A 19,595-nucleotide genomic window follows, 5' to 3' on the forward strand; every position below is an offset into this window, starting at 1 on the left:
TTGTTAAAGTTTATTTATTGATGTTTTATTTAAATATTATCATATAAGTTCTTCATTTTATTGAAACATAATCATTATCAGCTAAAAATGATTTTTGAAACTATTTTCTATATATTTACAAACAATAAATATTCAACCCAATAAATGAAAACTTTCAATATCAATCGCCGCCATTTTCTTAAAGGAGCGGCCGCTTCATTGGCTCTTAGTCACTTTGGAGCCAACGCCATGGACATGCTGAATCCCAACAAAATTTATCGTGTGGCTCTCATTGGTACTGGATGGTACGGTAAAAGTGACCTATTTAGACTTATTCAAGTGGCCTCTGTGGATGTGGTAGCACTTTGTGATGTAGACAAAAACATGCTCAATGCGGCCGCCGATTTGGTTTCAAAAAGACAAAGCTCCGGTAAAAGGCCAAAACTTTATGGCGATTATCGTAAGCTTTTGAAAGAGAACGAATTAGACATTGTACTCATTGGTACACCAGACCACTGGCACTCATTGATGATGATTGATGCGGTAAAGTCTGGAGCTAACGTATATGTCCAAAAGCCTATCAGTGTGGACGTTATGGAAGGAGAAGCCATGGTAGCCGCTGCCCGAAAATACAACAAAGTAGTGCAAGTAGGCACACAACGAAAAAGTACGCCTCACCTAATAGAAGCCAAAAAGAATATCATAGACACTGGAATGTTGGGCAAAATAAAGCATGTAGAAATGTGTTGTTATTATTCTATGCGAAACAACGCTAACCCACCTTTAGAGCCGGTTCCTGACTTTTTTGATTATGAAATGTGGACCGGACCAGCTCCAATGCGTCCTTATGATGGTATTCCTCACATACGTTGGTGGAGAACATTTATGGAATATGGCAATGGTATCACTGGAGATATGTGTGTACACATGTACGACACCGCCCGATGGATGTTGGGCTTAGGATGGCCAAAAAAAATAAGTGCGGTTGGTGGGATTTACATGAATAAAGAAGCCAAATCTAATATTGCAGACACACAAACCGCTGTTTTTGAACATGATGAACTGAACTGTGTGTGGACACACCGCTCGTGGGGAACACCTCCAGATCCTGACTATCCTTGGGCATTATTTATTTATGGCGAAAAAGGGACATTGAAGGCATCAACCATGCGATATGATTTTATTCCAAACGGAAATAATAACGGAGAAAAAATTCACAAAGATGTGGTTTTTGAGAAAGAAAAATATCCTGAGGATTTGACCGAGGAAAGGATTGAACTGAATGCAGCTCCAGCCACCAGGTTACATATGTTGGATTTTCTAGCAGCTATAGAAAACAAAACAAAGCCAGTTGCAGATATATTAGAAGGTCATATTTCTACCGCAAGTTGTATTTTGGCCAACATCTCTATGGAGTTGGGCCGTCCAGTGGTTTATGACCCTGTGAAGAAGATTATCGTTGGTGATAAAGAAGCAACTGCAAAATTGACTAGGAAGTATCGTCAGCCTTGGATTCATCCCGATTACAAGATTGTTTAATATTTTTAAAAAAAAATTATTTAAAATACAAAAAAGCCCGAAGAATCTGATTCTTCGGGCTTTTTCAATATTGAAAACTCGAGATGTTAGAACAATTTTGCTCTGTTATCTACTATTTTAGCGTTTTCTCTAAGAATTTGCTCACCTATCATGCCCATACGGCCCATTCCGGTTCTTTGCTCTACTTGGAGTTTAAATGCAGTATAGTCAGAAATAGCTGGTGCTGGCGTTTTCGCTGTAGTTTCCATCACAAATACACCTGATTCACCTGCGAATACCTTACTTCTTTGTCCTGCTTTCAATCCAAACAATTTGCCCAATGCTATTGCGTCAAAACCTGCACTGTTCAACATTCCACTAAAAAAGTTTATATCAGTAACTGTTTCAACCAATGCACCTGCTCCATATTTTTTTGAAAGAGCGACTAAATCCCCTTTTCCATCTCCCAATTTCGCGATGATTTTTTCAGTTTTCTTTTCATTTCTAACTTTCGCAGAAATGGCATCTTTAAAGTCTAGAGCTTCAGGGCTTTCTTTATCAGAGGCTGATTTTAGTGCAGCAATAACATAAGTTTCACCCAAAACAAAAACTCTATCCGCTACGTCACCCTCTTCCACGTCTTTTCCATAAGCCCAGTTTACAATTTCTCTGGCGTTTTGAATGGTGTTAACATTCGTGCTATTTGGTAATAAATTTTCAGCGTTCAAAAGCGTCAATGAATTGTCTTTTTTTACAGCAGCTTCCAAATCTTTCAAGGTTTTTGCACCCGATCTAATATTCTCAGCCTTTTGGAAAGTTTCATTAGCCGCCAATTCACCTACTTGTAGCTCTTTGTTTATTGAGGCTAATTTGTATTTTGTATTGGATTTTGGCTCTGTTACCTTAACGATGTGATATCCGAAGTCTGTAACAACTAAATTTGACAAAACTCCAGTACCTGAAAAAGCAAAAATGGCTGACTCGAAAGGTTTAACCATGGCTCCGTTGTTTTGGAAAGAACCTAAATCTCCACCGTTTTGAGCTGTTCCATCTGTACCATTTTGGCTAGCTAATGTCGCAAAGTCTGCACCAGCTTTGGCTTGGCTTAAAATAATTTCAGCCTTGGCTCTTGCTGCAACTCTTGCACTGTCTGACATAGTTGAGTCAGCTCTGATTAAAATATGGCTAGCTCTTACTGTGTAAAGAGAATCAGTATCTGTACCTTCAAATTTATGAATACTGTAAGTGTTACCTTCTTTGAAAGGACCCACAAGCGAGCCTACGATGGCCGTCGAAAGTGCTGCCTTTAGATCTGGTGATATTTCGTTAGCTGATCTCAAATATGGAGTTCTAATGTCTGTATTAGAGTTGGCATAAGTTTGAGCATTTGGAGCCGCTGCAAGACCTTTTGCTAAGTTTCTGATTTCCGTGTTTAAAGCGGCACTGTCATCTTTTGTAGGAGTAAGCTGATAAGCTACATAAGTAATACTTCTGCTATCAAAAGGTGTAAACTCCTCTTTGTGCTTGCTGTAGTAGTTTGTAATCTCGCTATCCTCCACTTTGATAGTAGAGTCTTGAATAGAATAAAAAGGAACATATAAGAACCTGCCGCTTGCTTTTTCTGTATTAGCAACGTATTCAGCCTTTGCTTCAGCCGTTGTTACAAAAGAGGCTTTATTTAAAAGATTCGAATATTTCTCTCTCATTCTGATGGTTTTCAACTCTCTTTTGAAATTATCCCACATGGCTTTTTGAGCTGCTGGCATACTTCCGCTTGTATAGGATCTAATAAATTCAGCGTGTTGAGCCGCATTGAAATTTCCTTGTTGGTCAGAAAACTGTTGTTTTACATATGGATGCATATTTTTTGCACCTTGAATAAGTTCTCTTAATTCATCATCAGAAACGGTGATGCCTAATTTCTCAAATTCTTCTACATAAACGTTTTCAAAAATCAGTTTTTCCCAAACCTGCTCTCTTATTTGAGCCACCTCTTGCTCATTGGCAGATCTGCCAGTTGAACTTTCTAGTTGTAATTTTTGAGCTTCAACTAAAGCAACATATTGTTGGTAATCTACTTTTGTACCGTTTATTTCACCTACCTGATTGGCAGATGAACCGAAAAGTCCTCCACCTTGGTTAGAAAAAATATCACCGCCCACAATAAATAACAATAATGCCACGGCTATAACCGCTACTGCTATTCCTGATCTTTCTCTGATTTTGTTAACTATTGCCATTTTGTTTTTTAAAAAATACTGATTTTCAAATCCTTTTTAATTGTGAAAATTTTTTGAGGTGCAAAAATAGGAATATTCCCATTGATTATCAAAGTTTTCTAATTTGTTTTATTTTTACAAATTTAATGCCACTCAAAAATTAGCCCCTTTGGTTTTGGTTTTTAACTTGAGTAAGTACATATCAGCCGTTATAAAAAGCGTGCTTCCGTCTTCTCCCCAAGCCAGATTGGCGGTTGCGGCTCCAGTTTCAATTCGACCTAAAAGTTTGCCTTGCGGGTTTAAAACTATTATTCCTCCAGGCCCTGTAGTGAAAATATTTCCTTTCTCGTCCACTTTCAAGCCATCAGGAGCTCCTTTGAGACCTTGTTGGTTGAGATATGAAGCATCAAAAAGTAGCTTGCCTTCACCTACGCTTCCATCTGATTTTATAGGGTAACTCATAATGTATGCTTTCACATCAGACTGAGCCACATAAAGGGTTTTGTGGTCTGGCGAAAGTGCTACTCCGTTGGGTCTTACTAAATCTTTTATGATAAGTGTTACTTTTCCTTGGGGAGAAATTCTATAAACGCCGAAATATTCAATTTCGCGGCTTTTGTCATTTACGAAATCGGGTAAACCATACGGTGGATCGGTAAAGTAAATGTCTCCAGATTTGGCTTCTACTACATCATTTGGGCTATTGAAGCGTTTTCCGTCCCAGTTGTCTGCCAAAGTAAATTTTCCACCTTTACCTGCCAATGGCATTTTGGTAATTCTTCTGTCACCATGTTCACAAGCAATTAAATATTTCCCATCGTTACTGATTGTGAGGCCATTACTGCCAGGTTCATTGCTGTAGGGCATTATGCCAGTATAGCCAGAAGGTTTCAGAAATTCTATTATTTTTTCACTTTCTTTCCATTTATATATGATGTTGGTTGGCACATCTGAAAAAAGGAGATAATTGCCATTTTTGACCCAAACGGGTCCTTCTGACCATTCAAATCCTTCTCCTAATACTTCTAATTGATCGTTGATGTCTAGTAGTGTTGATAAAGAAGGGTCATTGGAAATGATTTTGCCAATTTTGGGATTTTGAGCTGAGGTAAAGTAGGTTGTAATCATTAAGGTTAGACTAAAGGTTATTTTTTTCATAATGGTTGACTGTTATCATCATAATATCACTTAAAGTTATAAATTTTTGCCGAGAAACAAAAAAGGAAGCCATTACTGACTTCCTTTTTAGAAATTTTGATTTATAAGGGCCTTAATTGGCTTTTTCATAAATAAAATATGTACCGCCGTCGCGTGATGGAGTAGTATCTTTTTTGAATCTTCCCACCTGCAATTGGCCTTCTTGTATTCTAAATTCTGCGGATTCGTTAAGCATATTGAAATAATTGGTTTCACACTCCATTAATTCTGGAGGACCGGCCATTTTTGTGCTTCCCAAGGTGCTTATTTTCATTGTTCCGATTCCTGTTTTTTCGTCGAAACCTGTAATGGTTAAGTCTCCAAAATACATATTTACAGCCGAATTTCCAGTCATTCGCAAAACTTTAGCATCAGCAGACTCGGTGTTATCAGCTATGTCTAAGGTAATGTCACGGGCATTTGTGACTGCATATCCACATGGCGTATCTATGGCATCGCCAAGAAATCGGTGCTTTAGTACCCATTTGCCTAAGATTTGTGTACTTGGGTTGTCAGCAGCTTGTATTTCCACTTTGGTACAAGAATCAATTCTTAAAATCGGCATCAAAAGACAAATTAAAAGTGCTTTGTATATCATAAAATTGTTGTTTTAATCTTAGACCATTATTTCAATGGAAAGGTTGTACAGGTGCAGAAATAATTAAGTTTATTGTTAACCAACTGAATGGTAAAATTAATTTTCATCTCAAATATGCCCCTATCCCATTTCTTTCGGGGTAAATCACTTTTCCATTTTCTAGTTTCACGCCATCTGCAGGGTCGTTCGAAATGAGCATAGCTCCATCCATATCTACATAATCAAGTAAAGGTAAAAGTTGGGCAATTGCTGAAATTCCAATGCTACTTTCGGTCATGCAACCCATCATTACTTTCATTTTGGCGGACCTAGCAGTTTTGATCATTCTTAGAGCTGGTGTTATTCCACCACATTTTGCGAGTTTTATATTTACACCTGAAAAATGACCGATACATCGTTCAACGTCGGCTTCTACAACACAACTTTCGTCGGCTATAATAGGTAATTCGGTATGTTTTATTACTTCTGTCATTCCTTCAAAATCTTCGGCTTTGAGGGGTTGTTCTATAAACTCTACGCCCAATTTGACTAATTCTTCGGAATTTTTGATGGTTTCTTCAACGTTCCAACCTGTGTTGGCATCCACTCTAAATATAGCCTCGGTTTCTTTACGAAGAGCTTTTACAATTTCTATGTCGTTGGGTGTTCCTAATTTTATTTTATAAATTGGGAAATCAAATTCTTTCATTTTTTGAATCATCACGGGTATTTCGTCAATACCGATTGTATAATCCGAAAAAGGAACTTTTGAATTGTCTAATCCCAACATTTTGTAAAGGGGTTGACCATTCCTTTGTCCCCAAATATCATAAGCGGCAATATCTATGGCACATTGCACGAAATGATTATGACCAATAAAAGGATTTAATGCTTCCCAATATTTTGCGGGATTTCCCCAAACGATATTCTCTATAATTTCCTTATTTTCTAAAATTACCTTATTCATCACTTCAGGAGTAATACCATAATAAGGAACGGGGGTCGCTTCACCAAAACCTGTGAATTTTTTATCAGACAGTTCAACAATGAAGGTTTCGGTCTCCAGTCGAACTCCATGAGCAATTCTGAAAGGGTATTTGCTCTGAAGAGATATTATATGTGTTTTTATGTTCATTGAATCAGATAAGTTCCATTTCGAAGAGATTAGCCAAATGCGTCTTTAGTTTTTCGGCGACTTCTTGTTGATTTATTGGCATTTTGAGTTCTTTTTCGAAAGAAGTTACCGTTTTATCATCAATTCCGCATGGTACAATATGGCTAAAATATGACAAATCGGTGTTCACGTTTAATGCAAGACCGTGCATAGTTACCCAACGACTAGATTTAACACCCATTGCACATATTTTTCTTGGATTTCCGTCGTCAATCCAAACGCCAGTTAAACCATCTATTCTACCCGCCTTTATGCCAAAATCAGCACAAGTCATAATCACGGCTTCTTCCAAAAACCGCATATATTTGTGTATATCAGTAAAGAAATTGTCAAGATCAAGAATCGGATAAACCACCAATTGCCCTGGTCCATGATAGGTGATGTCTCCGCCACGGTTGATTTTATAAAAACTGGCTTCTTTCTCTTCCAGACCATTTTCATCAACCAAAAGATTCTCTATTTTCCCACTTTTTCCCAAAGTAAAAACATGTGGATGTTGACAAAATATCAGATAATTTGGAGTTTTCTCAATTGTTTCATTTGTGCGATTGGCTATTTTTATTTCAACTACTTTCTTGAAAAATTCTTCTTGAAAATCCCATGCTTCTTTATAGTCAATTAAGCCTAAGTCAATATATTTTACTTCTTTGTTTTTCATTTTTAATCATTGAGAGTTGTTTATTTAATGGACAATCCTTATTTTTTTTTTGCTTTTTTTCGTCTTGCTTTTCACTTTTGATTTCTAAAGAATAAAAAAATATCTTTGAAGCAAATTCAAACACAAATATGAGCGAAAAACTCGACAAAGGAAAAGAAGGCGAAGATTACGCTGTAAAATATCTTACCGACAAAGGTTTTGTAATAAAAGAACGCAATTTTACCTCACACAATTCAGAGATTGACATTATTTGCACAAAAGATGATATGCTGATTTTTGTAGAAGTTAGACTAAAACTCAATGCCGACTATGGTTTTCCTGAAGGGACTATGGGAAAAGGTAAACAAAATGCCATAAAAAAAGGGGCTGAAGCTTATTTACACAAGTTTCCATGGAATGGGGAGGCTCGTTTTGACTTCATTTCGATAATCGAAAAACCCAAGTTCGAAATTTTGCATTTTGAGGATGCATTTTTTTAAGGAAAATTTAATGTTATTTTTGAGTTTTTTTGAAGTTTGGCAACGAAATTGCTGCGATTTTCTCAGTTTGCTTTCTTGAAAACATCTCACTATGAAAACTTTAATAATTTTTACCCTCGTTTTGTGTTGTTTTCAATCCACCTTTTCACAGAATACCCAGACCTTTGGTAAAGGAAACATAAAGGGAGTTACTGTTAATGCTAGCTCAAATGCCTCAAAAGGTATTAAAACGCTCATGAGTACTGGTTACATCCCTAATCCAAAGGCCAGTTCAAGGTTTCTTTCACAGGCCACGCTTGGCCCAAAGCTTTCTGAAATTCTGTCTTTGCAAAATCAAGGCATAGAACCTTGGTTAGATGAGCAATTTGCGATGAATCCAAATTTCAATCTCCAAAACTACGTGCAAAATATGCACCAAAGTATGGTAGATTCTCTAAAACTTCAGAATCCGGCTGGGAATTACACTTTGAATAATGTTTTTATTGACGATTGGGCATTTGATGTAGCTTGGTTTCAGGCCAACATGGTTTCAATGGATAAATTACGCTGGAGAGTAAGTTTAGCTTTGAGTCAAATATTTGTAACATCCAGAATATCGGCTTTTGACAATAATCCCTATGCCTTGGCAAGTTATTATGATATGTTGAACAAAAACGCTTTTGGAAATTACAGAAGTTTGATTGATAGCGTTACATATCATCCTGCAATGGCGGTTTATTTAACCTATTTGAATAATCATGCTACTGATACTTTAGCAATATCTACAACCAACCAAACAAAAAAGAAAGTTTTTCCTGACGAAAACTATGCAAGAGAAATTATGCAATTGTTTTCGATTGGTTTGTTTGAGTTAAACAATAATGGAACAGAAAAAAAAGACATAAGCGGAAAATCAATTCCAACCTACAACAACGATGACATTGGCAATCTTGCGAAGGTTTTTACAGGTTTGTCATGGTCACATAGTAGGTATTTGGGTGATAATAATAACGTAAATGACTGGAGTTATACCAAAAGATTGAAGTTTTTTCCAGTTGATTCAAGTGAAAAATATACGAGGTGGTGGGCAAATCCTAATACTTGGAGAATTGTAAATGGTCATGAGCCTGGGCCTAAAACCTTTCTTAACCAAACTATTGTGGCAAGGCCCGTTGCAGATGGACAACTTGATATTCGGGATGCTTTGGATATTATTTTTAACCACCCAAATGTAGGGCCTTTTATGGCAAAAAGACTCATACAACATCTAGTGAGTTCTAATCCTTCTTCTGAATTTATAGACCGAATAGCGTCTGTATTTAATAACAATGGAATAGGAGTAAGAGGGGATTTAAAAGCTGTGGTGAGGGCAATTTTGCTCGACCCTGAGGCGAGGGATTGTTGTGCAGAAAAAGAAAATACTGCTTATGGACACTTAAGAGAGCCGTTTTTGCGATATATGAATCTTATAAATGGTATCGGATTGACCAATCAAAGTGGTATTTATAGAAACGTAATGGTGGATTTATACGATAGAATCGAACAAAAGCCACTTTATTCCCCTTCGGTGTTCAATTTTTATCAGCCAGGGTATGTTCCTGGAGGACCTTTACAAGCTGCAGGAAAAGTTGGTCCAGAGTTTCAAATGCTCAATTCATTGTCTTTTTCTAACTATATGAATGCCCTTCACAAATGGATAATTTCTAATGATCCAATTGAATATTGGAGCATTTTTAACAACGAATTTTATAAAAGTGACCAAGAGCCAAAGTTTAATATTACGGCTGATTATGTACTTGCTAAAGACAATCGTATAAAAGAATTTTTGGATAAGTACAACCTCATATTAGCACAGGGAAGAATAAAGGCAGAAAATATGTCCATCATTCAAAATGTGCTGCTTTCTATGCCCATTACTTTTGATATAAATGGTGTTCCAGACCCCACTTTGGCCGATAGACGACTAAGAATGGGAATATTTCTGATAATGATTGCTCCTGACTACCTAATAAACAAATAAGAAATGAACAGAAGAAATTTCATAAAGAATGTCGGGTGTGGAGCCATGGGAAGTACTACACTTCTTAGCTCTTTGACGAGTTTAGGGGCTCTTAACGGTCTTACTAACTTCAATAAAAACGCTCCTGGAGAGGACTACAAAGCTATTGTGTGTATTCTATTTTCTGGTGGTATTGATTCTTTCAATATGTTGATGCCTACGGGGACTACTGTAAATGGGGACAATGGCTTTTCTGAATATTTGGCACTAAGAACTGATCTTGCGGTTGCACAGACTCCATCCAGTTTTTTAGCTTTAAATAATCCGCAATGCTCTAGTTTTCGGGGACAAAACTGTGCCTATTCTGCTTTTGGAGTACATCCTCAAATGAGTGGTATTAGAGATTTGTTCAACGCCGGCAAGTTGGCGTTTATGTCTAATATAGGCACGCTGATAGAGCCAATACTTACCCCAAATGAGTATCAAAACTCTTTAAAGAAGATTCCGCTAGGTATTTATTCTCATTCTGACCAAATCATGCAGTGGCAAACCTCTGTACCGCAAAGTCGTGACGCACTGGGAGTGGGAGGTAGAATGGCAGATATCTTGAATGCCAACAATGCCAACAACGGCATTTCGATGAATATCTCTCTGGCAGGTAAGAATGTTTTCCAAAGGGGTCAATCGGTTTCAGAGTATTCAATAAGCGACAATGTGGATCCAAACAATGTAGGACTTCAGTCATTTCCATCGTGGTGGGGAAATCAAGGTTTACTGCAAGAAATGAGAACAAATGCAATCGACAGCCTTGTGGGACAAACATATTCAAATTTACTTCAAAAAACCTATTCGGCCACTGCAAAAGAAAGTATGGCTTCTTTTGAGATTTTCAAAGAAGCATTAAAAAGAGTTCCAACCATCTCCACTACTTTTCCTAACACTTCATTGGCGGGTGATTTGGCTGCAATAACGAAAGTGATGAGTGTTCGACAGCAGCTTGGAACAAAGAGACAGATATTTTTTGTAAACTATGGTGGTTGGGATATGCATGATGGTCTCTTGGGTGGCCTAAATGGCAAATTACCTGTGGTAAGCCAAGCCATGAAGGCCTTTTTTGATAGTACTGTTGAATTGGGGATTTCTGAAAACGTAACCACTTTTACCATTTCAGACTTTGCCCGAACGCTTACTTCCAATGGAAATGGGTCGGATCATGCATGGGGAGGAAATAATATGATAATGGGTGGGGCAGTAAATGGTGGAAGAATTTTTGGAGCCTATCCTAAAATGGATCTGAGCAGTGCTAACAATAGGAATATTTCCTACCGAGGAAACTTTATTCCAACAGTTTCTACAGATGAAATGTATGCCGAGATTGCTCTTTGGTATGGTGTGAGCCCATCTGATTTGTGCTATGTTTTGCCCAATCTGGGAAATTTTTATTCATACGCTGCAAACAATTACCCAATAGGGTTCATGAATTTTAATCAAAGTCCCATATCGACGACCAATCATCCTTTAGGCTGTTTAAACTATTGATAAATTATGAAGATTAAGGTTATATTTTTTGCCATTTTTTTAAGTAGTTTTTATGCCAAAGCTCAAACCTGTGTTGGTCCTGCGGGACAAGTAAAGTGGAGTTATTGGACTGGATTTAGTTCCACTCCTGACACGAACGCACTTTATGCATTGGAGTTTTTTCCGGAGACGCCTGACGGTTTTCAGATGATTCCAACACTCAGTACACCCAGCAATTATACGGAATACTATGCCGGAATGGTAAGGGGTTTTATAAGTGTTCCCGTTACGACTACTTACACTTTCAATCTTACAGGAGATGATAGAGCCTTGTTTTTTTTAAGTAATGGAATAAACCCTCAAAACAAAACTAAAAGAGCAGAAGTGCCAGGTTATACGGGACCAGTTGAGCATACTAAATATTCGCAACAAACATCTGCCTCAATTACATTAGTGGGTGGTCAATATTACTATTTCGAGATACTCAACTTCGAAGGAGGATATTCAGATTTTGCGACTTTATTTTGGAAGAAAAATGCTGAAACGGTTTGGACGGTAGTAGATTTTAATTCTATCTATGAATACACTTGTGGAACAACTTGCCCTTCCAGAGGTACTCCTTGTAATGACAATAATTCCCAAACTACTAACGACCAGCAAGATGGCTTTTGCAATTGTTTAGGAACGGCGACTTCAACAAATGCTTGCATTGGACAAAAAGGTTTACTGGAGGCGTATTATTATGAAAACATTCCGGGTTCTTATGTGGAAAACGACTTGATAAATGCCCCAAAGTTCCCTTTGGTTCCCGATAAAATGGAGAAACTAAAGGGTGTTTATGGGCCATTAAATCAATCAACTTATGACAATTATGGCACACTTGTTCAAGGCTTTTTGACAGTGCCAGTAACAGGAAAGTATGAGTTTAATCTTACAGGGGACAATCAGACTTTCTTTTTTATGAGTAAAAATGATTCTGTTGAATATAAGCAAAACCATCAGATGTTTGCATTTTATGGTATTGGAGAGTATGAACATAACTATTCAGTTTTGCAGAATTCAGGCCCAATTTACATGCAAAAGGGGAAATTCTATTATTTCGAATTTAGACACAAAGAAAACTCTTGGCGTGATCATTTCCATTTGTTTTGGAAAACGCCATTTCATCCTCAGCGAACATGGAAGAAAATTCCTAATTTTTATATTTATGACTACAATTGTGAAGTGTCTTGTATTGCTCAGAATACACTTTGTGATGACGGAAATGCATTTACAAACAATGACAAAATAGATGGAAATTGTAATTGCGTTGGAACGCCTTGTTCAGGCCCAGACTGCGACGACTTAGGAGCAAAGTATCAAATGTATGCAGATTGCAGTCCGACCGACAATCTTAATCCAATAGAGGAGGCTTCTTGGACTTCTTGTGCAACCGCTCCTAATCCAAATCCAGCTCGAAGTGCAAGCCAACACTGGATAAAATACGATTTCAGTGACATTTATAAATTCAAAGAGGCTAGGGTTTGGAATTATAATGTGTTAAACCAAACCAACAAAGGTTTTAGAGAAGTGGTAATTGATTATTCGGTAGATGGAACAAACTGGATACCGCTTGGAGGTACATATACATGGCCACAAGCACCTGGGTTGGTTGATTATTCAGGTTTCGTTGGACCAAACTTTAATGACGCCAAGGCGAAATATATTTTAATTTCGGCTTTAAATAACCATGGAGACGCTACTTGTTCGGGGTTTAGTAAAATCACATTTGATGCCGCACTTTGCAACATTATGGATACGCCTTGCGATGACCAAGATCCTCTGACTTCTTACGACAAATTTGATGGAAATTGTAATTGCAAAGGTGTTGATATTAGCTGTGGCACTGATACACTTGCCTTGGGTAAAATGAGTTTGACAGATACGCTTTTTTCAGCTAAAAAAAGGATTGAATCGATAAGTTTGGTTCCTACAACGAAAAATATTTCGTTCACAGCTGGAAACAGTATCGTGCTTTTACCTGGATTTGAAGTAAAAAACGCAGCGGTTTTCTCGGCCGAAATAGAGAACTGTATTCAACAACAGTTCTCGGCAAATATAGCAATAGGCATGAAACAAATTCAAGAGCAAAATGCTATGAAAGGATTGATGTTAGATGAAGAAAATACAAAAACTAAGAAAGTTATTTACAGACTTAATGAACCTGGAGATGTTCTGTTGCAATTAAAAACTATCAAAGGAAATGTTATCGTAACTTTGGTAGATACTTTTCAAGAAAATCTCGGTACTCAGACCAAACTAATTCCAACTAACAAACTAGCGAAAGGCAAGTATGAAATTATGCTTAAAATCAACAAGAATGTAGTTTCTGAGTATTTTGAAGTGCCTTAGAAGTAGCCTTCTATTACTTCTTGAATTTTTGACATTGGCACAAGCATGGGTTTCTGATTGATTGTAATGGCCACTTTTGTTTCAGCTCCTTCACCTGAAATTACTTTGTAACCTCCCTTTACGGAGCCAATAAGTGTTTTCAGAGCAAATGTGCCACTTTTTTGGTCGCCCGCGAAAATTCCTCCTTTTGTTTTGATTGCTTTTGTGGCATTAACAACAAAGTCGGATGCTGTGCCTGGATAGTCAATGTTAAATGAAGTTGCCATTTTGTTAGATTTTTTAAATTAGGAACGAATATAATATTTATATCTTAATGAACCACCAATTCATTTCCTCTTAATACAGGTAGAACATCATAAAGGTCTTTTTGCAAACAGTAACTGATGTCTTTGTTAATACCCAAGCCTTGCAACCTGCGAATGTGTGACGAGTTAGCAAGATATGCAAGCATGTTGTCTTTGGCTTGTTGATAAGTTCTCATTGCTAAAATAGCCGAATCTTCAGAAACAAAATACTCGTCTTTCAATGCTTCTACTACTGCTCCCGCAAATAGCGTATCTTCGAGATTTGGGCGACCTTTCCAGCCTGCACAAAGCACCAAAACATCATAAGGTTGGTTTTTAAGATGATTAACGACTGCTTCCAAATTCAAAAATGCCCCCACAATCACTTTTACGGCGTCGGTTTTGGCTTTTGAAATAGACAAAGTGCCATTTGTTGTAGTCATAGCTATTTTTCCTCCAATTAATCGTTCGTCCATGTAGCTAAAGGGCGAATTGTCGAGGTCAAATCCTTCTACTTTTTCGGCATTTCTTTCTGCTGCTGCCACATATCCCATGTTTTGGAGATTTTTACATTCTTCTACCGTTGCTACTGGGATAATGCTTTTCACACCATAAGCAAAACCAGTGACCATACATGAAGTTGCCCTAAAAATGTCAGTAACAACAACTATAGAATTATTGATTTTGTGCAGATGCAATAAGTCAGGGGTAAGACAAACGTCTATATTTTTCATTCGTGATTTTTAAAAATTAGGCAAAAGTAAAAACCTTGTGAGTTTTTACACACAAAATATTTTTGTTTTTAAATAATGAAACAAAAATATTTTTAACTTTACAATAACCCTTAATATAAATAAATGAAAGATCATGCTATAAGTTGGTTCGAAATTCCAACGGAAGACCTCGACAGAGCTCAAAAATTTTACGAAGCTATTTTTGAAATTCAGATGATTCCAATGGAGTTTCCAGGTTTCCAAATGAGACTATTCCCTATTTCTAATCCTGAAACAGGTATTGGCGGGGCTTTGGTCAAAACAAGTCCCGGATTTTATATTCCATCTGAAAGTCAAGGGCCATTGATATATCTTAATGCCAATCCGGATGTAGAAATTGTACTGTCGAGGGTGGAAAATGCTGGCGGTAAAGTGACAGTTCCAAAAACTTTAATATCCGAAGAGCATGGATCTATGGGTGTTTTTATAGATTCAGAAGGAAATAGGATTGCTGTTCATTCAATTCCTCAATAAATCACACTCAAAAGTTCAGCGACACACACCGGCTTTGGATTGTTTTCTACGAAATAAGTCCCCTCTATTTTCATTTTTAGGCCGTTGTTTGGGGCTTCAGTCGCTTCCAGAAGTTTGGCAACCATTTTTACTTTTGAATTCACTTTAATGGGCTGTAAAAATCGCACTTTGTCGGAGCCGTAATTGATGCCCATTTTCGAGTTTTTTACTTCGTAAATATCAAACATAAACTTCGGGCTTAGCGACAAAGTCAGCAATCCATGAGCAATGGTACTTCCGAAAGGGCTCAGAGCAGCTTTTTCAGGATTTACATGTATCCACTGCTCATCAAAAGTGGCTTTTGCAAAACCATCAATGATGTCTTGACTTATTTCTAGCCAAGGACTTTCACCAATTATTTTGCCTACTGAAGCCTTTATCTCTTCTAAATTTTGATAGATTCTTTTAGATTTTTCAGGTTCAATAATTTTTGTAATTGGCACATTAGTTAGCTTTTCATCACAAATAACCACGGCTTTTCCTACTACCTTCCTTTCTCGCAAATCCACCAAAGCTTGTGCTGAATCTGGCAAGCTGTATTTTTTGAAAATGTGCGGTTTCAGTTTTCCTTCTTTAAACCAGTTGGCCAATTCTAGGATGTTTTCAAAGTTTTCTTTGGGTTGAAGTTTTGAGAATTGTCCCCAAAATACGCCGAGCACAGAACAGCCTTTTAACAAAGCCAAATTAAATGGCAATTTCGGAATTTCACCTCCAGCAAAACCCACTACCAAATATCGCCCATTCCATGCCATGCTTCGCAATGTTGGTTCGGCATATTTATCTCCTACTGGGTCATAAACTACATCAATTCCTTTGCCTCGCGTATATTCTTTAATTTTTTCTCTTAGGTCTTCTTTTTCATAATTTACCAAAAAATCAGCTCCCTTCTCTTTGCAAATGGCCAGTTTCTCGTCAGTTGATGCCGCAGCTATTATATTTGCACCCATTAATTTACCGAGTTCTACAGCAGCTAAACCTACACCGCCAGCAGCCCCCAAAACCAATAAAGTTTCGCCTTTTTGCAAATGTGCACGGTTCTTTAGAGCATGATAGGAAGTGCCAAAATTGTACATCAAACTGGCTCCAGTTACAAAATCCATATAATCGGGCAAAGGAAAAACGCGATCAGCACCCACACAAACTTCCTCGGAAAATCCACCCCAACCACAAAGTGCAAAAACACGTTGACCGATGCTTAGTTTTTTGACATTTTCTCCAATTTTTAGAATTACTCCAGCCACTTCTCCACCAGGTGAAAACGGCAATTCGGGCTTAAATTGATATTTGTTTTCAATGATTAATGTATCAGGGAAATTGGCACTGCAAGCTGCCACTTTGATTAACACCTCGTTTTCTTTGGGTTCTGGAGCGTTTATTTCTTTAAAAATTAATTTTTCGGCGGGTCCAAATTCAGTACAGAGTAAGGCTTTCATAAATCTTATTTAAGGCTTTTTGAAATATTCAATTCTCAAATCTAATAAATCTTTGGTTTTATATTATTTTTGATGGAATATTTGAGGTATCGATTTACAAATATTATTCGTTTTTACAATAAAAATTCAATCATGCATTTTCGCATATTAGTCCTGGTTTCCATTTTGTTTTTGAGTTTTACAGAAAATAAATCAAGAACTTCTGCCATTGCCGCCTACAAAATAGGAGATGAAGTAAAAGATTTTTCGCTCAGAAGCATCAACGGAAAGTTGTACTCTTTTTCATCTTTTCCATCAGCTAAGGGCTTTATCTTAGTTTTTACAAGCAATTACTGCCCGTTTTCTAAAAGCTATGAAGACAGACTTATAGCCATCGACAAGAAATACACGCTGAAATCTTACCCACTGATAGCTATAAACCCCAATGATGCCGAGGCTTATGAGGAAGACAAATTGGAGAATATTCAAGCCCGAGCCAAAGAAAAAGGCTTCATTTTTCCGATTTTGAGAGACGAAAAACAAGCCATTGCCAAAACTTTTGGAGCTTTGCGAATGCCGCATGTTTTTGTAGTAAAAAAGGAAGGGTTTAAATATATTCTGAAGTATTCTGGAGCCATTGATGATAACCCACAAGACGCAAGTGGTGTCACAAAAAACTATTTAGAAGACGTTGTGCAAAGCCTTTCTGAAAACAAACCCGTCATCATCGAACAAACAAAACCTATTGGCTGTGCCATTAGGTGGAAATAATATGTCAGTAAAACTACCGCCCATCATTCCCAAAAACAGAGCAAATGAGCTTTTAGCATTTAATCGCCTATTGGATATCATGGATGACCTCCGTGAAAAATGCCCTTGGGATAGGAAACAGACGTTTGAAAGTCTTCGTCATTTGACCATTGAAGAAACCTACGAACTTTCTGATGCCATTCTTGAAAACGACCTTCAAGAAATCAAAAAAGAGTTGGGCGACATTATGCTGCATTTGGTTTTTTATGCCAAAATTGGTTCCGAAACAGAGGATTTTGACATTACAGATGTGTTGAATGGAATTTGTGAAAAACTTATCAGCAGACATCCGCACATTTATGGCGACGTGGTGGTGGCCGATGAAGAAGAAGTAAAGAAAAACTGGGAGCAACTCAAGCTTAAAGAAGGAAACAAGTCGGTTTTGGGAGGTGTTCCAAAATCATTGCCAGCCTTGGTAAAAGCTATGAGAATTCAAGAAAAAGCTCGGGGAGTTGGTTTTGACTGGGAAGAGAAAGCACAGGTTTGGGCCAAAGTAGAAGAAGAAATGCAAGAATTTAAGGAGCATTTCAATGCTGAAACGCAAGAAACCATTGATAAAGAAAAAGCGGAGGCAGAGTTTGGTGACGTATTGTTTTCATTAGTAAACTATGCCAGATTTATAGATATTAATCCAGAAACGGCGTTAGAACGCACAAATAAAAAATTCATAAAGCGATTCAAGTATTTAGAATCCAAGGCTACAGAAATGAACAAAAAACTCTCAGAAATGACTTTGGCCGAAATGGATGTTTTTTGGGAGGAAGCAAAAAGAATTTGATTTTAGTGATTTCTGTTTCCTGTTACAGTTGACAACTTTATAAAAGTTGTCAACTGTGTTATTCGCAAAAAATTATTTGGCCAATTTTTCTTTATAAATGTAAGAAATAGCCAAAATTACTAAAAATGCCAATGGAAAAAATGACAGTCCAACAGGTCCATCAACTGCAATTAAACTAACAGTAGCCGCAATAAAATCAAATCCAAAACCAGCATAAGCCCATTCTTTGATTTTTGATGGAATTTGAGGAACCAATAATGCAATTCCTCCCAATATTTTGAAAATGTTTAACATTGGAGCGAAATAAGAAGGATAACCTAAGTGGTTCATCATTTCCATTCCTTTAGGGTCGCTCCAAGTAAAAATTGGAGTAAAACCAACCAAAACAGCAATAATTGCGGTTGTGGTCCAAAAAATAATCTTGTCTTTATTCATCTTTAATAAGGGTTTAAAAAATTCTAAAATATATCAATTTTGTTTCTTCAATTTGTGAAAATATATATAGGAAACTATCATAATTCCGAAAATTACAAGTGGGAAAAACGACATTGGATTTAATCCATCTACTGATACATGACCAACAAATGCTGCAACAAATACAAAAGCGAATCCAGCATACGCCCATTCTTTAATTTTTGCTGGAACTTGCGGAAGAATTAGTGCTAAGGCACCTAAAACTTTAAAGATGACGAGCATCACACCAAAATAAGGTTGATAACCTAAATGTGCAATTCCATCTTTGGCCATTTGTGTTTGGGAGGTGAGTGCAGGCATAAGGCCTTCAAACAAAAAAATAAATCCAGTGGAAATCCAATAAATGATTTTGTCTTTTTTCATAATTATTATAGGGTTTACAATTTTTTAAACTCAAAATTTTTCAAATGAGTTCAGTCTTTCAATTTCACGAAACACTTCACATCCTTTTCGTTGAAATACCATTCCACACAATAGCCTTGGAGGTCAAGTTCAGCATCTCTGCACAATTCTTGGAAAAGATGTCCCATTTTGGGTATGTTTTTCATGAAATCTTGGATGATGGTACCTCGATATTTTCCTTTTTTAAAAGCGAATTTTTCTAACTCGGGGTAGATTTCATCTGCCCATATTTCGGCTCCAGCCAGATAAATAATTTCACCCTTTTCGTTCATCCATGAAAAACTAAAAAACTTTCTAGTTGTAGAAAAAGGAATATGAGCGTGTAAAGTTTCGAATGCTATTTGAACTCCATCAGGAAACTTGAAAGCTCTTTTGCAAGCAAAGACTATATCATTTTCAAAATAATAATCTTCCATTTTAAGTTTTTATCAAAATTAGTTTAAAAAAGGAGATTAGAAAAT

The 19,595-nt window shown here is 37.0% G+C and carries 19 protein-coding genes; 8 read left to right on the plus strand and 11 right to left on the minus strand.

Translation table 11 applies throughout. The features are described 5' to 3' along the window. Positions 1 to 144: 144 nt before the first annotated feature. Positions 145 to 1,518 (plus strand): Gfo/Idh/MocA family protein, encoded by a 1,374-nt coding sequence (locus EGI24_RS02615; RefSeq protein ID WP_255046705.1) that lies wholly within the window; start codon positions 145 to 147, stop codon positions 1,516 to 1,518. Between the two features lie 86 nt (positions 1,519 to 1,604). Here EGI24_RS02615 and EGI24_RS02620 read toward each other — a convergent pair whose 3' ends face one another. From EGI24_RS02620 to lipB, 5 genes are all read right to left on the minus strand, one after another. Next, positions 1,605 to 3,737 carry a peptidylprolyl isomerase gene (locus EGI24_RS02620; RefSeq protein WP_255046706.1) on the minus strand — a complete coding sequence of 711 codons (2,133 nt, stop codon included), beginning with the start codon at positions 3,735 to 3,737 and terminating at the stop codon, positions 1,605 to 1,607. 132 nt (positions 3,738 to 3,869) lie between these two features. Next, positions 3,870 to 4,874 (minus strand): SMP-30/gluconolactonase/LRE family protein, encoded by a 1,005-nt coding sequence (locus EGI24_RS02625; protein WP_255046707.1) that lies wholly within the window; start codon positions 4,872 to 4,874, stop codon positions 3,870 to 3,872. 112 nt (positions 4,875 to 4,986) lie between these two features. Further along, positions 4,987 to 5,511 carry an META domain-containing protein gene (locus EGI24_RS02630; protein ID WP_255046708.1) on the minus strand — a complete coding sequence of 175 codons (525 nt, stop codon included), beginning with the start codon at positions 5,509 to 5,511 and terminating at the stop codon, positions 4,987 to 4,989. A 103-nt stretch (positions 5,512 to 5,614) separates the two neighbouring features. Next, a complete protein-coding gene (locus EGI24_RS02635) occupies positions 5,615 to 6,625 on the minus strand; it encodes a dipeptide epimerase (protein WP_255046709.1) in 1,011 nt (336 codons plus the stop codon). A 4-nt stretch (positions 6,626 to 6,629) separates the two neighbouring features. Beyond that, on the minus strand, positions 6,630 to 7,322 hold the full coding sequence (gene lipB / locus EGI24_RS02640; RefSeq protein WP_255046710.1) for a lipoyl(octanoyl) transferase LipB: 693 nt from the start codon (positions 7,320 to 7,322) through the stop codon (positions 6,630 to 6,632). A gap of 128 nt (positions 7,323 to 7,450) precedes the next feature. Here lipB and EGI24_RS02645 point away from each other — a divergent pair, with 128 nt between their 5' ends. From EGI24_RS02645 to EGI24_RS02660, 4 genes are all read left to right on the plus strand, one after another. Further along, complete coding sequence (locus EGI24_RS02645; RefSeq protein ID WP_255046711.1) at positions 7,451 to 7,801, plus strand: YraN family protein; 351 nt, start codon at positions 7,451 to 7,453, stop codon at positions 7,799 to 7,801. Between the two features lie 91 nt (positions 7,802 to 7,892). Further along, positions 7,893 to 9,800, plus strand: coding sequence for a DUF1800 family protein (locus tag EGI24_RS02650; protein ID WP_255046712.1), 1,908 nt, complete (start codon positions 7,893 to 7,895; stop codon positions 9,798 to 9,800). A gap of 3 nt (positions 9,801 to 9,803) precedes the next feature. Beyond that, on the plus strand, positions 9,804 to 11,318 hold the full coding sequence (locus tag EGI24_RS02655; protein ID WP_255046713.1) for a DUF1501 domain-containing protein: 1,515 nt from the start codon (positions 9,804 to 9,806) through the stop codon (positions 11,316 to 11,318). Positions 11,319 to 11,324: 6 nt separating this feature from the next. Further along, a complete protein-coding gene (locus EGI24_RS02660; protein ID WP_255046714.1) occupies positions 11,325 to 13,688 on the plus strand; it encodes a PA14 domain-containing protein in 2,364 nt (787 codons plus the stop codon). On the opposite strand, the gene EGI24_RS02665 is transcribed toward EGI24_RS02660, so the two are convergent. Next, positions 13,685 to 13,954, minus strand: coding sequence for a hypothetical protein (locus EGI24_RS02665; protein ID WP_255046715.1), 270 nt, complete (start codon positions 13,952 to 13,954; stop codon positions 13,685 to 13,687). The genes EGI24_RS02660 and EGI24_RS02665 overlap by 4 nt on opposite strands. Positions 13,955 to 13,998: 44 nt before the next feature. Then, entirely contained in the window at positions 13,999 to 14,706 is a 708-nt protein-coding gene (locus EGI24_RS02670) for a 2-phosphosulfolactate phosphatase (protein WP_255046716.1), read from the minus strand. A 123-nt stretch (positions 14,707 to 14,829) separates the two neighbouring features. Here EGI24_RS02670 and EGI24_RS02675 point away from each other — a divergent pair, with 123 nt between their 5' ends. Beyond that, entirely contained in the window at positions 14,830 to 15,219 is a 390-nt protein-coding gene (locus EGI24_RS02675) for a VOC family protein (protein WP_255046717.1), read from the plus strand. Here EGI24_RS02675 and EGI24_RS02680 read toward each other — a convergent pair. Beyond that, the gene (locus tag EGI24_RS02680) at positions 15,213 to 16,691 is read right to left on the minus strand and encodes a zinc-binding dehydrogenase (RefSeq protein ID WP_255046718.1); all 1,479 of its coding nucleotides are present in this window, start codon (positions 16,689 to 16,691) and stop codon (positions 15,213 to 15,215) included. The genes EGI24_RS02675 and EGI24_RS02680 overlap by 7 nt on opposite strands. 132 nt (positions 16,692 to 16,823) lie before the next feature. On the opposite strand from EGI24_RS02680, the gene EGI24_RS02685 reads away from it, so the two are divergent. After that, positions 16,824 to 17,441, plus strand: coding sequence for a thioredoxin family protein (locus EGI24_RS02685; protein WP_255046719.1), 618 nt, complete (start codon positions 16,824 to 16,826; stop codon positions 17,439 to 17,441). Between the two features lies 1 nt (position 17,442). Next, positions 17,443 to 18,258 (plus strand): nucleoside triphosphate pyrophosphohydrolase, encoded by an 816-nt coding sequence (gene mazG / locus EGI24_RS02690; protein ID WP_255046720.1) that lies wholly within the window; start codon positions 17,443 to 17,445, stop codon positions 18,256 to 18,258. A gap of 72 nt (positions 18,259 to 18,330) precedes the next feature. Here mazG and EGI24_RS02695 read toward each other — a convergent pair whose 3' ends face one another. The 3 genes from EGI24_RS02695 to EGI24_RS02705 are packed head-to-tail and all read right to left on the minus strand — an operon-like array spanning position 18,331 to position 19,550. Continuing rightward, on the minus strand, positions 18,331 to 18,693 hold the full coding sequence (locus EGI24_RS02695) for a DoxX family protein (protein ID WP_255046721.1): 363 nt from the start codon (positions 18,691 to 18,693) through the stop codon (positions 18,331 to 18,333). 33 nt (positions 18,694 to 18,726) lie between these two features. Next, positions 18,727 to 19,095, minus strand: a complete 369-nt coding sequence (locus EGI24_RS02700; RefSeq protein WP_255046722.1) for a DoxX family protein — start codon at positions 19,093 to 19,095, stop codon at positions 18,727 to 18,729. Between the two features lie 50 nt (positions 19,096 to 19,145). Continuing rightward, positions 19,146 to 19,550 (minus strand): transcriptional regulator, encoded by a 405-nt coding sequence (locus EGI24_RS02705; RefSeq protein WP_255046723.1) that lies wholly within the window; start codon positions 19,548 to 19,550, stop codon positions 19,146 to 19,148. Between the last annotated feature and the right edge of the window lie 45 nt (positions 19,551 to 19,595).

This window comes from Lacihabitans sp. CS3-21 (genome assembly GCF_024343675.1).
Taxonomy (GTDB): Bacteria; Bacteroidota; Bacteroidia; order Cytophagales; family Spirosomataceae; genus Leadbetterella.

Bases quoted from the DNA above. Each gene is read 5' to 3' on its own strand.
- EGI24_RS02615 (WP_255046705.1), top strand. From the start codon at position 145: ATGAAAACTTTCAATATCAATCGCCGCCATTTTCTTAAAGGAGCGGCC.
- EGI24_RS02620 (WP_255046706.1), bottom strand. From the start codon at position 3,737: ATGGCAATAGTTAACAAAATCAGAGAAAGATCAGGAATAGCAGTAGCG.
- EGI24_RS02625 (WP_255046707.1), bottom strand. From the start codon at position 4,874: ATGAAAAAAATAACCTTTAGTCTAACCTTAATGATTACAACCTACTTT.
- EGI24_RS02630 (WP_255046708.1), bottom strand. From the start codon at position 5,511: ATGATATACAAAGCACTTTTAATTTGTCTTTTGATGCCGATTTTAAGA.
- EGI24_RS02635 (WP_255046709.1), bottom strand. From the start codon at position 6,625: ATGAACATAAAAACACATATAATATCTCTTCAGAGCAAATACCCTTTC.
- lipB (WP_255046710.1), bottom strand. From the start codon at position 7,322: ATGAAAAACAAAGAAGTAAAATATATTGACTTAGGCTTAATTGACTAT.
- EGI24_RS02645 (WP_255046711.1), top strand. From the start codon at position 7,451: ATGAGCGAAAAACTCGACAAAGGAAAAGAAGGCGAAGATTACGCTGTA.
- EGI24_RS02650 (WP_255046712.1), top strand. From the start codon at position 7,893: ATGAAAACTTTAATAATTTTTACCCTCGTTTTGTGTTGTTTTCAATCC.
- EGI24_RS02655 (WP_255046713.1), top strand. From the start codon at position 9,804: ATGAACAGAAGAAATTTCATAAAGAATGTCGGGTGTGGAGCCATGGGA.
- EGI24_RS02660 (WP_255046714.1), top strand. From the start codon at position 11,325: ATGAAGATTAAGGTTATATTTTTTGCCATTTTTTTAAGTAGTTTTTAT.
- EGI24_RS02665 (WP_255046715.1), bottom strand. From the start codon at position 13,954: ATGGCAACTTCATTTAACATTGACTATCCAGGCACAGCATCCGACTTT.
- EGI24_RS02670 (WP_255046716.1), bottom strand. From the start codon at position 14,706: ATGAAAAATATAGACGTTTGTCTTACCCCTGACTTATTGCATCTGCAC.
- EGI24_RS02675 (WP_255046717.1), top strand. From the start codon at position 14,830: ATGAAAGATCATGCTATAAGTTGGTTCGAAATTCCAACGGAAGACCTC.
- EGI24_RS02680 (WP_255046718.1), bottom strand. From the start codon at position 16,691: ATGAAAGCCTTACTCTGTACTGAATTTGGACCCGCCGAAAAATTAATT.
- EGI24_RS02685 (WP_255046719.1), top strand. From the start codon at position 16,824: ATGCATTTTCGCATATTAGTCCTGGTTTCCATTTTGTTTTTGAGTTTT.
- mazG (WP_255046720.1), top strand. From the start codon at position 17,443: ATGTCAGTAAAACTACCGCCCATCATTCCCAAAAACAGAGCAAATGAG.
- EGI24_RS02695 (WP_255046721.1), bottom strand. From the start codon at position 18,693: ATGAATAAAGACAAGATTATTTTTTGGACCACAACCGCAATTATTGCT.
- EGI24_RS02700 (WP_255046722.1), bottom strand. From the start codon at position 19,095: ATGAAAAAAGACAAAATCATTTATTGGATTTCCACTGGATTTATTTTT.
- EGI24_RS02705 (WP_255046723.1), bottom strand. From the start codon at position 19,550: ATGGAAGATTATTATTTTGAAAATGATATAGTCTTTGCTTGCAAAAGA.